The 13,076-nt window shown below is 39.5% G+C and carries 12 protein-coding genes; 1 reads left to right on the top strand and 11 read right to left on the bottom strand.

What is annotated here, in order from left to right:
- Positions 1-6: 6 nt before the first annotated feature.
- From DPO_RS07390 to DPO_RS07440, 11 genes are all read right to left on the bottom strand, one after another.
- Positions 7-1,377 (bottom strand): sulfotransferase family protein, encoded by a 1,371-nt coding sequence (locus tag DPO_RS07390; protein ID WP_006965169.1) that lies wholly within the window; start codon positions 1,375-1,377, stop codon positions 7-9.
- On the bottom strand, positions 1,367-2,632 hold the full coding sequence (locus DPO_RS07395; RefSeq protein ID WP_006965170.1) for a sulfotransferase domain-containing protein: 1,266 nt from the start codon (positions 2,630-2,632) through the stop codon (positions 1,367-1,369). Before DPO_RS07395 ends, DPO_RS07390 begins: the two co-directional genes overlap by 11 nt.
- A gap of 37 nt (positions 2,633-2,669) precedes the next feature.
- A complete protein-coding gene (locus DPO_RS07400; protein ID WP_006965171.1) occupies positions 2,670-3,950 on the bottom strand; it encodes an ABC transporter ATP-binding protein in 1,281 nt (426 codons plus the stop codon).
- Between the two features lie 23 nt (positions 3,951-3,973).
- Positions 3,974-4,798, bottom strand: a complete 825-nt coding sequence (locus tag DPO_RS07405; RefSeq protein WP_006965172.1) for an ABC transporter permease — start codon at positions 4,796-4,798, stop codon at positions 3,974-3,976.
- 7 nt (positions 4,799-4,805) lie between these two features.
- Positions 4,806-6,275: a B12-binding domain-containing radical SAM protein gene (locus tag DPO_RS07410; protein WP_006965173.1), complete on the bottom strand. Its 1,470-nt coding sequence runs from the start codon at positions 6,273-6,275 to the stop codon at positions 4,806-4,808.
- Positions 6,276-6,291: 16 nt separating this feature from the next.
- Positions 6,292-7,407, bottom strand: coding sequence for a DegT/DnrJ/EryC1/StrS family aminotransferase (locus DPO_RS07415; RefSeq protein WP_201765607.1), 1,116 nt, complete (start codon positions 7,405-7,407; stop codon positions 6,292-6,294).
- A 70-nt stretch (positions 7,408-7,477) separates the two neighbouring features.
- The gene (locus tag DPO_RS07420) at positions 7,478-8,527 is read right to left on the bottom strand and encodes an alpha-ketoacid dehydrogenase subunit beta (protein ID WP_006965175.1); all 1,050 of its coding nucleotides are present in this window, start codon (positions 8,525-8,527) and stop codon (positions 7,478-7,480) included.
- An 11-nt stretch (positions 8,528-8,538) separates the two neighbouring features.
- The gene (locus DPO_RS07425) at positions 8,539-9,507 is read right to left on the bottom strand and encodes a thiamine pyrophosphate-dependent dehydrogenase E1 component subunit alpha (RefSeq protein ID WP_006965176.1); all 969 of its coding nucleotides are present in this window, start codon (positions 9,505-9,507) and stop codon (positions 8,539-8,541) included.
- 16 nt (positions 9,508-9,523) lie between these two features.
- Positions 9,524-10,342 (bottom strand): GHMP family kinase ATP-binding protein, encoded by an 819-nt coding sequence (locus DPO_RS07430; protein WP_201765608.1) that lies wholly within the window; start codon positions 10,340-10,342, stop codon positions 9,524-9,526.
- A gap of 285 nt (positions 10,343-10,627) precedes the next feature.
- On the bottom strand, positions 10,628-11,350 hold the full coding sequence (locus DPO_RS07435; RefSeq protein ID WP_006965178.1) for a nucleotidyltransferase family protein: 723 nt from the start codon (positions 11,348-11,350) through the stop codon (positions 10,628-10,630).
- Positions 11,343-12,284, bottom strand: coding sequence for an NAD-dependent epimerase/dehydratase family protein (locus tag DPO_RS07440; protein ID WP_006965179.1), 942 nt, complete (start codon positions 12,282-12,284; stop codon positions 11,343-11,345). Before DPO_RS07440 ends, DPO_RS07435 begins: the two co-directional genes overlap by 8 nt.
- Positions 12,285-12,472: 188 nt before the next feature.
- On the opposite strand from DPO_RS07440, the gene DPO_RS25815 reads away from it, so the two are divergent.
- Positions 12,473-13,076, top strand: a 604-nt coding sequence (locus DPO_RS25815; RefSeq protein WP_201765609.1) for a hypothetical protein, incomplete at its 3' end; no start/stop codon positions are given.

The raw sequence follows: 13,076 nt of genomic DNA on the forward strand, positions 1-13,076 counted from the left end.
CTCTTTTTATGAAACTTTAGTGAGGCCAACTATGTGCTTCTTAAAAAATTTTCCAATAAGTAGCAATATAGAAGGTCTCGGTTTTCTTGCTATTTGTTGTTTTACCGCAATCAAGTTTTCGGAGGAATGCAAGAAATGCAACAACCAATTTTTATCCTCAAAATCAATGTACCCTATTTTATATGGGACTCCGTAATACTTATTTTGATATTTAACAATAAAATGATCTAAATAATTATGCTCAATATCAATGGGGGTGTCATCATAATTTACAGCGCTGTATTCGACAGGTCTTTTTAAAAAATTTTCTGAATGAGCAGGTATTGCAGTTTGGCCATTATAACCATATTCATCCATAAAATCCTGTGGCAGTTTATAAAATGCATCCAAACTGTTTTTATTTAATTTCTTTTTATGCGAACCGATTAATCCTTTTCGAAAAGTTGGGCTATCTGACTGAAAGGCTTTAGAACCGAATTCAAGAGGGCTTCCAGGAATATGTAATTTTAATTGCAAAGACCAAATTAATCTGGTCTGTACCATCAGCGATCCTCCTCCCTTTTCCCCTATGAGTTCCTCAAATGAAATAGGGATGACATTTGGAAATTTAAGCCACGGGATAAACTTACCGGTTCGTTTTCTTATGCTACCTAATAACCATGGATCATCAATAAGTTTCATTACTCTTTCTTCAAAAGTAAGACCATTGAAATATCCATGAAACAAAGCTTTGCCATCTAAATGGTAATAATTTGCCTCCGATACCAGAATATCCAGAGGATTTCTGTACAAAAAAATTGCCGGTGTGTGTGGGAAAGCATGATCACGGTTCCCAAAGGGACTTCTACGAACAGTATCTATAAAAAAATCTTGAGCAGATGTATGTGAGTTTGAATATTCAAGACAGTACCAATTTCCAGGGTGTGGAATGCTACTGTATGTTACTCCCCGTTTATATCCGAAAAGATCAACAAGATGGTATAATAGGTGTGTGCCGCTTTTTGGGATGCTTATTAAAAATAATGGTTTTTTCTTAAAATAATTTGGGGTAATAGGGGCAAGTATTGTTCCTGCATTATCATCTATGTGCTTAAGCAATTCCTTAGATAGCTCTTTAGCATCAGGGATGCACAAAACAGATATATTTTTTTGTGCTTTATTGTCTTCGAATTGTGTAGTTTCATTGATTCCATCTTCATCAATGAAAGATACTTGAGGATTTTTGTTTAATACCCTTTGTTTGAATTCGACAGCAAATGAATTGGTCGGTTTTATCAGAATCCTTTTAGTCTCTATTTCATTGATCCTAAAAAATGCATCGACGAAGTGATCAATATTATACTCTGCAAAAACTAACTCACGTTGATTATTCATCATAATAGTCTTGATAAATATCCATGATTTTTCCATTAACGCGTTTAATGGGTACTTCTACAGCATCAATAAACCCATTAAAAAACATCTCATTTTTAATAGATGATCGTTCAATTTCAACTAGCCCATTTTTTGAATACCCAACAAAGTCATATTTACTTGAAACAAAATTCGATTTATTAAATGCGAACATGAACAAATCTGGATCACTGATTTCTTGAATAATTTGACCCTTCTTGATGGAGGATTCAACTTTTTTTTGAAAAGGCGTATAATTCTTTCTATCAATAAATTGAATTTTTTCATAACCAAACATAGAAAGATAGTCATCAAACCCATATCCTTTCAAAATTTCCAGGTGTTCATTTACCAAATAATTTTTCCAGTCTCCAATAATTCCTTTTCGAAAATTATGCCGATGACTAACAGTTTGATTCTTAAATTTCATTTTTTGCCACATATTTTTTGCACTACTTATAGGAATGTTCAGTCCCGCCTTTTCTGCGATTCTGAAAATTGTTGTTTCAGGCATTGTTATCAAATCTTCCCATTTCATAATAATGTACCGATCTTTTACTTTTTCAAATGATCGCAGATAAGAAATCAATGGTGTGATCAAACCTTCAATAAAGTTCAAATCAGTAAGTTTATATAAACCTAAACTCTCTCTAATCAAGTCACTTTCCTCGAATAACACATTGTCTATATAGTCACCAGTCAGAGCATTCAATGAAAAAACAGACGAATTTATAACATCAAGAAAATTTCGCATGGAGGAAAATTTAATGTAAGAGTTATAATAATTATCGGCAAGCCATTGATTTGGGTCGTTATGAGAATGGATAACAAACTGAAGATCCATTGCGAATTTTGGTATTTGATAAACAGCGAGAAAATCCCCTTCACCTATTATTCCCAGATACTTTCGAACACATGCCATATCATTACTTTTTGAACTAAGCCATTTAGGACCTCCAAGAAGTGGGACAAAATCAGGTGCAAGAACCAGTTTATCTATATCAAAAAAAGACGATACATACTCTTTAACACACTTGTCTACATCTTGCGATCCCTTTTCAATAATTCTTCTCAGTTCTCTTCTAAACGTTTCTCTTTTGAATGCCTTCCGGTAAACAAGTTTGTTCAGAATTGAAATCAGCAAGGTAAAACCACTTCGAGGAGAACCAACTACCAATAGCTTAGGGTGTGGTTTAAATAAGGAATTTGGCAACAATTTAGTAAATGTTCTTAGTTTCATCGTGGTCGCCATATCTTTTTTATGAGCTTAAATTTTTTTACAATATCGAAAAGGAGTGTTGTAGTATACAACCAGCTAATGACACTTCATTGTTTTTTACATATGCCTGACAATCAGTAATATTAAAAGAACAACAATCTTCCCATGTATCCTGCCTGACATTACCTGTCATAATACTCGTGGATATTGAATAGTCACCACTTGATAATGTAAGAGGCCCAAGCTTTATTCTTATTTTCTTAACTTTTTTATGAAAATATATATTATGAAACGGGCCGGAAGCGGCTACTGTTATCAAACTTTTAATTCTTTCAGCTGTCCCAACAGTTCCATATATGCGATACTCAAAACTGTAATGGCTGGTATCGGGCTCACCCATTAAAGTGACATCCATAACCATAATATCATTATATTTAAATAAATTGGTGTTGTCTCCCTCCACATTCATTATTTCAATTTTTTTAATACAAAACGAGGTATGTTTTATTTCTTCATTTTCTCGTATGGTAATATTTGATATTCCATTATCAAGAAGGTTGTCACGTTCATATTCGTTAACAACAGTAGAAGTCAAACCATTATGGCTAATTTTGCCAATTTTTAAATAAATACTACGAGAGCAAAGGTTTCGAACACTTCTCAAATTATGACTAACATACAGCACAGTTCTCCCATCTTTCCCAACATCTCTAACTTTTCCAAGGCATTTTTTTTGAAAAGCGACATCTCCAACCGCCAAAACTTCATCAATTAGTAGAATATCGGAATCCAGATGTGCTGCCACGGCAAATGCCAGTCTCACATACATACCGCTAGAATACCTTTTTACTGGCGTATCCAAAAATTTTTCAATCTCTGCGAATTCAACAATCTCATCAAATTTCTTTTTGATTTCCGATCTGCCCATTCCCAATATAGAACCGTTCAGGAAAATATTTTCCCTCCCGGTCAACTCAGGATGAAATCCCGTTCCAACTTCCAGAAGGCTGGCAACCCGTCCTTTGATATGAATGCGGCCGGTTGTAGGTTCTGTAATGCGGGAAAGAATTTTAAGAAGTGTTGATTTACCGGCACCATTACGGCCGATAATGCCTAGCACTTCACCCTTTTTTATATCCAAAGAAACGTCCTTTAATGCCCAAAATTCCTCTTCGGATTTTGATTGATGTCTTTTTGCCGAAGGTCTCAGTATTCCTTGACCGATGCCTTTTATTTTTTCGGTAATGACATCTCTTAACGCCACATAGTTGCCTCCATGCTTGTGACTGAGGGTATATTTTTTCCCAAGATTCTTAATACTAATGATAGCGTCAGACATATTTTTTCAATCTCTACTAATGATTAGATTATATCCGCAAAAGTCTTTTCTGTCGCTCTGAAAAAACGAATACCGGCCACAAGCAATACAGTAACCAGGATCACGGAGAGAATAAATCCAGGCATAAAGAGCGAGATATCTTTTCCAAGAATGGCCCATCGATATCCGTCTATAACGCCGACCATGGGATTCAATGAATATAGCAGTCGCCATTTCTCAGGGACTATACCGCTGCTGAATCCCACCGGAGAAATATAAAGTCCGAATTGCACAATAAAAGGGATCACATAGCGAAAATCACGGTATTTGACATTCAAGGCAGAGATAATCAATCCGCTTCCCATTGCTGCGGCAAACGCGATCATGGTAAGGGGCAGCAGTGCAATAAACCGCCAGGTTGGCCAAATATCATACCACACCATCATTCCCAAAAGGATGGTTCCGGATAATAAAAAATCGACCAAGCTTACGATCACCGCACTTGTTGGTATGATCAACCGAGGAAAATAGACTTTGGATATCAGATTAGTGTTGTCTATGAGGCTGTTGCTGCACTCTGTAAGGGAGTTGGAAAAAAACTGCCAGGGCAGCATTGCGGCAAAAACCAGCAACGAATACGGAACGCCTTCCGAGGGTAATTTTGCAAGCTTGCCGAAAACAACTGTAAATACTATCATGGTAAGAAACGGACGAAGCACTGCCCAGGCAAAGCCGATGGTGGTCTGTTTGTAACGGACAAGGATATCCCGCCAGGCCAGGAAATAAAACAGTTCACGGTAATCCCAAATATCTTTCCAATATTGCCCTTCAGTTCGTCCGGCCTCAATGATCAGTTCTTTTTGTTTCATCTTCTTATCAATATTTTTTATTTTTTCTATTCAATTTTTTTGCCGTCGTTTCAATAATATAGGAGACGGTCGTGCTGCCGAATTTATCATTAATCATATTAAGATAGTTTGGATTTGAATAATAAGCATTAAATGCATAATCACGGAAAGACAGGACATCTGCACTATCAAGATATTTTGTCGGTAAAGGAAGGCTTTCAAATGAATACTGGGAATAATCGTGCCAGTTTTCAGGCAGGGACCAGCCATCCTGTATTGCCCTATCATACAATTCAGAGCCGGGGTATGCCATGGCGCAGTAAATATTTGCCCATTCAGCATTGATGTCCAGCATCATTTTAAACGTTTCGTTCATAGACTCATAGTCTTCTTCAGGCAAACCGAAAATATAATTCCCGCAGATATGCATCCCGACGTCATATGTCATTTTGACAACATCCATTACCAGTTCTGGTTTGTACCCTTTTGTCACGCTTTCAATGACCCGCCTGCTGCCCGATTCAAATCCGTAAGCCACCCAGTTGATACCGGCCTTCTTCATTTTCAAAAGCATTTTTTCGGTGACCGTGTTGACCCTTGCATAGGCCCACATGTTCAAATTATATCCCCTTTGAATAATCAGGTCACAAAGAGAAACCACCCGTTTTTCATTCATTGCGAACATTTCATCAATGATTTTAATATTCCTGACACCGTAATTTTTCACCAGAAAATCAATTTCATCAATGACATCTGCAAGGGGGCGGTAGCGGATAATATGCTTTCCAAACAGCGCATTAATACAACAAAAGTTACAGTTGAACGGGCATCCTAAACTGGTGTAAAGAATGGCATAGGGCTGTCTTTTTTCAATATCATCGAAACAATGCCAGTTGTGGGCCCTGTATTTTTTCATGGGCAGAAGGTCCCAGGCCGGCATGGGGATCTGTCCAAGATCTTTAACTAAGGCGGGTCTGTGATTTTTAACGATATGATTGCCCTGCATATACCACAGACCATCAATATTGAAATCATATGCTCCAGATTTCAATACATCAATCAGATCGGGGATCGTATGGAATCCTTCTCCCTGACAAATGAAATCGGCGTTTCCTTCTCTGATGGTTTGTTCCGGAAGTGCACTTGGATGCAGTCCACCCAATAGAGTTTTTATTTCAGGGGATAATTCTTTTATTAAAGAAACAATCTTTCCTGCACCGGTCATATTCATGGTGGATGCCGACGGATTAGAACCCGAAACAATGACGGCTGCCAGTAGTGGGTCTGTATCGATTACCGTGCGGGCTGTTTCTTCATAACTCCAGTTTTCAACCTCGGCATCAAATAAAACCACAGAATATCCCAGGTGCCGTAAATATCCGGCTAAAATGGCACCCCAGAGTGGTGGTTCGATGGCCGTTAAGGCAAAATCGCTCAGCTCTCCGTATATCTGCTTCTGACTGCCGGGCTTTATTAATACAATATCAATTTTTTTCATATCAACGACTCACCCCCTATTCAATGGCATTTAGAAAACCGCATAAGGCCAGAATTCTTTCCGGTGTCAGTGTCGGGTAGTTGCCGATATAATATCCGAAAAAATGGATATGTTCTGTGCGGGGATATTGTTCCCATGCCTTATCCGGAACAATCCCTTTCAAATAGGGCTGCCTTATCTGATTACCCCCACCGGAACTTCCCCGGCGGAATTCAATACGGGCATCACGCATGGCAGCTTCCAACAGGTCGCGGAATTCAGTATCCGGTTTTTTCAAAACCAGATTAAACGCATAGTTGCAGCTTCCTTCCAGGTCAAAATCTGTCCTGTATTTTGTTGAATCAAGGTTCTCCAAAAACAACTCAAAATTCCTAGACCGCTTCCGGTTGTTTTCATCCAGGCGCTTGAGCTGGTTTCGTCCTAAAACCGCTCCGATCTCCGTATTCCTTACATTATATGCTGGAAACGCAAATATGAAATCAGGTGACAGATCCGGATGCTTGCGGACATATGTTTCCCGAATCTCATTGTTTTCAGACTCTCTAACCATTCCATGGGATCTGAGCATTCGAAACATTTCATAAAGATCGGAATCATTGGTGCATACCATGCCCCCTTCTATTGTGCTCATATGATGTGCAAAATAAAAAGAAAAATTGGAAACCAGCCCGTAGGAACCCAGTTTATTTCCTCTGAACGTGGCTCCGTGGGACTCGCAAACATCTTCAATTAAGGGAATATTTTTTTCTTTTAGCACCTGAAGCAGTTTATCCGACAATCCGTTGAATCCCTGAACATGGGTCATAAAAACCGCCCGGGTATTCTCAGTAATTTTTGACAGAATTTCGTCGGTGTCCATGCTCAAGGTTTTAGGATTGATATCTGCAAATACAGGGCTAAACCCATTTTGAATGACACTTGCAATATCTGAAACCCAGGTAAGGGGGGGCACGATAATCTCACCGCCGCCAAACAACTCTTTTATTGCCGCCATTGTAATCAAATTGGCAGATGCGCCCGAATTGATAAAAACACTATGGCGGACACCCAACCATTGAGACCATTCCTGCTCAAATAATTTTACATTTTCGGATTGGGTTAGGCGAGGCATTTTTTTTAAAAAATTGATCAAATGGTCAATATCAATTTTGGTAATGTTGTCCTCCATCAATGGCCAGTTCAATTGCATGGTTCAATCCTCATTATCTCTCAAAGTCAATGGTTTTCATCACGGCGTGTTTGATGTCTGACTGGCCGATGTAATAGGCATCTTCCAGCGTATATCCTGCAGGTGTCGGTAGATCGGGGCAGGCTACACGTTCAATAGGGGCTTTCAGAAATCTGAAGGCTTTGCTCGAAACCAATGCGGCAATTTCTGCGGTTACCCCTCCTGTTTTCCATCCGGTATCGGCAATGACAAGACGTCCTGTTTTCATAACCGAGTTAAGGATAAGCGCTTCGTCCAGCGGGCGTAATGTGCGGGGATCAATCACCTCGACATCCACCCCCTGGCCCGCAAGTTTTTCCGCGGTCATAAACGCATCTGCCACGAGATGGGATATGGCAACAATGGTGACATCCCTGCCGGGTCTTCTGACAATCCCTTTTCCAATGGGTACGGTGTACATATCTTCGGGGACCATCCCTTTCTGTTTGAAATTATACCGGTGGTCAAGAATCAAAACAGGATTGTCATCCTTTATTGCTGCAAGCAGCAGTCCTTTAGCATCATAACAGGTACTCGGCATTAACAGCTTTAGTCCCGGGACATGAAAAAAAATCCCCTGTAGCGCCTGGGAATGTTGGGCTGCAGATCCCCATCCCCTGCCGATACAGGCCCATAAAACGAGGGGGACATTCACAGCACCACCGAACATAAAATGCCATTTTGAGGCATGATTGACCAATTGATCCATGGCTAAAAGCAGGAAATCAGGCCTGTTGTGAAAATAAACGGGCCGCATTCCGCCAATGGCAGCGCCATTGGCAACGCCTGTCAAAGCGGTTTCGGCAAGCGGGGTATCAAACACCCTTTTTTTTCCAAACTCTTCTTGAAGCCCTCGGGTGGTTCCGAACATTCCGCTGGGGTCATCTACGCCTTGCCCCATCACAAATACACGTTCATCAAGTGTTAGAGATTGCCTGAGGCCTTCATTAACAGCTTGAGCATAGGAGATCTGGCGGCCGCCGCAGTTGCCGTTATGGCAGTAGTTTAATTCATCTGTATCTGGTTTTATTTTTGACCACGGCATAAGGGTCCTCGCTATTTGAATAGATAATTGGTCATTTCATGGGAAGGGGGCAGCGGGCTCTTTTGGGCAAAATCAAAAGCGTCTTCAATTTCTGCCTGAATCCTGCTTTCCATATTTTCAATGTCTTCTATTGACAGGAAATTTCCTTGAATCAACTTCTCTTGAAAAGTGTTGACAGGACATTTCTTTTTCCATTCGTCAGCTTCTTTTAAGTCTCGGTAGCCGTCCGCATCCTGGCTGGCACATCCGGCATGACCCAGTATCCGATAGGTTTCACATTCAATAAACGAAGGGCCATAGCCTTTTCTAGCAAAATTGACAGCCTCTGAAACCGTTTCGTAAACCTCAAGCACATTATTTCCATCGATTTTTTTAGTCATCAACAGCTTTTGCGGGGCATGGTGGAAGATATTTTTTCCGGCCTGGCGACTTGAAACATGAGAGCACACCGACCATTGGTTGTTCTCAAGGATATAAATTACCGGTAGCTTTTTTAGAATAGCAAAATTAATGCTCTCGTATAAAACCCCTTCATCTGCAGCTCCGTCTCCGAAAAAGATAACACTCACACTGTTTTGCTGTTTCATCGAAATGGCAAGCCCAAGACCTGTTCCAATTGGTATCCCGCCCCCGACTATTGATGAACTGCCCATATGGCCTACTGAAGTATCAACAATATGCATGGAACCGCCGTATCCTTTGGAACATCCAGTCATTTTGCAGTGAAGTTCAGCAATTAAGTTGTTCAGATTCCCGCCTTTAGCAAGGTAGTGTCCATGGCTGCGATGATTACTGGAAATATAATCTGTTTTTTGTAATGCACTGCAAGCACCAACAGCAACGGCTTCCTGACCAATGCACAAATGAACAGGGGTTTTCATTTCATCCTGAAGATAATGAGATTCTATATGATCTTGAACCATACGAATCCTTTTCATTTCATAAAACATCAAAATTTTAGTATTATCTGCTATCTGCATGGACTGCTCCTATTGTCTAAATTGTAGACCTTTCCCCGAATCTGCCAGCACAATTGTTATCAGGCACCTTATCGATATTGCTAAATTCGTCAAGATGGGGTTCGTAGGCAATAATTTTACTTCCCGTAAAATCAAATCGAAATGGTACATGGAGCAGTTCACTCAATTCTTTGCGAACCTGAACCTGCGCGTTTGGCGGAACAAAAAGCAACAGAAAGCCACCGCCACCAGCTCCTGTAATTTTGCCTCCGAGAGCTCCTTTTTTCAAAGCCCGCTCGTAAAAATCATCTACAATAGGATTGGTGACTTTTCCACTTAACTGACGTTTTGCCTGCCAGGTTTCATTGAGAAGTATCCCAAAATCTTCAATACTATTTTTGCCATGCAAAATGGTAATGCTATCATCCACCATATCGTGCATTTTATACAATAATTTTTCCTTTCTCAAAATGTCAGGAACGTAGCTCTGTGCAATGTCTGATGCCGTACGAATAATTCCTGTATAAAATAGCATTAAATTGGAATTTAGCTCATCACTTCGTCTAACGGAAACTGTTATGGGATTAACATCTATCTCACCATTTTCTTTGAATATAATATGATTTAAGCCACCAAAAGCTGCTGCAACTTGATCCTGGGATCCTACAGTTTCTTTGATTAAATTTTGTTCAATTTCGATACTTTCTAAAGCAAGCCGCTTTTTTGTAACCCGCTTTCCTTTTAACGCATACAACGCATTCAACAATCCAACAATAAATGAAGAACTAGATCCCATACCGCTTCGAGCGGGCAAATCTCCATCATGATGAATTTCAAGGCCGTTGTTAATTTCCATAAAGCGCAAGGTTTCCCTTACAGCAGGATGTTGAATTTCCGTAAATTTTTGGCACAATTCTATTTTGGAATAGACTAAACGAATGCGATGTTCGAAAAACGGAGGTAAATATCGAAGAGAAATGTAACAGTACTTATTAATGGAGGTAGACAAAACACTGCCACCATTTTTAAAGTACCAGGACGGATAATCTGTTCCGCCACCAAAAAAAGATATTCTAAAGGGCGTTCTGCATAAAATCATTACATTAATCGACTTTTTTGATTTATTAAATCTGGAAATTAATCAAAGCAACTCTGTGAAAAAACTTTCAGCCTGTTTGTATGATTTCGAGGTTCCAATATCAATAAAAGATCCCTTGCATGGAAATCCGTATATTTTGTCACCAATTAATTGGGGGAAAAATTCTTTTTCAAGAGAATAATACGTTTTTTCTGGAATTTTTGAAATTTGTTTCTTTTTCAATATATAAACGCCGGCATTGATCCAGCCGGGATTAATGCCGGCGCATTTTTCATCAAAACGGATCAAGTGTCCATCATCAGACAGAATGACCGTTCCGTATCGGGAGGAATTTGCAACATACGTCAGTAAAATAGAAACATTTCGATCTTTTTGAAAAAACCATTTTACATACCCCCCCAAATCCGTATTGATAAATGAGTCTCCATTCATAACAATTACAGGATCTGAAGATATTAGCGGCAAAGCATTTCGAAGTGCCCCACCGGTACCGAGTGGACTGTTTTCCCTTGAGTATCTTATGGTTAAGGATCTATAGCTGTCTCCCAAAGCCTCAAAAACCTGCTCAGCCATGTACCCGGTGCACAAAAGTACATCCAGAATTCCTGTTTCAATCAATTGATCAAAAAGATAAGTAATATAAGGGCGACCAGATATTTCTGCCAAAATTTTAGGGCGGTCATAAACAGCAGTTTGCAATCTCGTTCCAAGGCCACCTGCCAAAACAACTGCAGTGATATTTGACATATCAGGTATATTAGACATTAGCGAACCGATTTGGATTTATAATTTTATATCCTTTTATCAACTCAACAATTCCCATATCCAGCGTATAATCAGGTTTCCATCCCAGCGACTCAATTTTAGCATTACTTACTAAATAGTCCCGTTTATCGGGATCTTCACCAACGGGAGCTGAATGAACATAAAAATTTGGGATATGTTCTTTTATTTTTTCACATAGCTGATATTTGGTCAGATTAGCAGAACTGAGCCCGACATTAAAGGGTTCTCCCTTCATGGTACCATAATGTTCAATTCCAAAAAGAAACGCTTTTGCAACATCTCGTATATGAATATAATTCCTACGAAAATGCTCCTCAAATAGGATGATGAACCTGTCTTTATATGCCCTATAAGTAAAATCATTTACTAGCAGGTCCATCCTCATTCTTGGACTCATTCCGAAAACTGTTGCTAGACGAAATGTGATTGAATTACCTTTTTCCAATAAAGCTTCTTCAACTTTAACTTTAGTCCTCCCATATTCGGAAATAGGATTCAAAGGAGATTTTTCCGTGCAAAAGGCATCTTTTTCCCCAATGCCATAGCCACTATTTGTTGTAGGGAATATGACCATTTGAGATGGTGAAATCATTTCAATCATTTCCATTTGTGCTTTAAAATTAACCAAATCTGTCACAGTCGGATTGATCTTACATGCAGGAGCACCAACAATTGCAGCAAGGGGAACAATCAGATCCGCCTCACTAATGTGTTTATTCATAAGTGCTTTATTGCAAATATCACCTTTTACAAAATCAAATAACGGATTTGCACAACAGTCCAGCAGAGAAAATTGATTGTGCAACAAGGAGTCCAATACTGTCACCTTATGCCCCTGGTTCAGAAATTCAGGAACCATAATCGAACCTAAATATCCGGCTCCACCAGTCACTAAAATTTTAAAATTATTCATTTTTATTTTCCTTATACCAAACGAATTTCAATTAAGAGGTTGTTTAGTATGCGAAAGCCGATTGCTTTGGGCATCTTTCAACCCTCAATTTCCCTCTTCAACCTCTACAAAATCACATTGTATTTTTAGGTTTTACTCAAATTCCAAATAAAAATTGCTATGACCACAAATAACGGTTGGATTCAATAATGTCAATCGGTTACAACCTCAAAAATGCCATACTTGATCATTTCTTTATGATTGCTTTGCTCATTTTTGTTTTGACCGATAAGAAAGAAAAAATGACCAACATGCTGATAATCAAGCATCATGGGCTATATTACTTGATAGTAAAAATCAAAATTAAAGCTTGTAATGCCGGCCCGGTTTTGATAAAGTATTGCAAATACTCAGCTGGATTAGAGTATATTTGCAATACTTTATCAGGAGGTGCTGGTACATATGGAAACAACACCCGACCAGAAGCTGATTTCAGCCTTTCAGGAAAACAAGTGCTGGATGATCCAACCACTGGCCGAGCGAATGAACTACTCCATCCCTTCGGTTCGGCGGTTCCTGGCCAAAACCGGGTTACTTCAGCAGTTTTTCCCACAATGGGAAATGGTACACCCTGGCTTCGATTCCCCGTTTCAGCAGCAAGGGTTTGTGGTTTTACCGGGATATCGGATTTTTCAAGACATGGTCCATTGACCCACACACTGGTGAAATCTGATCGAGAAAAAGTCATCCGGGATGACAGCCGATCATCTGGGTCAGCTGCTTCGATGCCGCTGCCATGCTGTTCTGGTTCAA

It is taken from the genome of Desulfotignum phosphitoxidans DSM 13687 (assembly GCF_000350545.1).
Lineage (GTDB): Bacteria > Desulfobacterota > Desulfobacteria > Desulfobacterales > Desulfobacteraceae > Desulfotignum > Desulfotignum phosphitoxidans.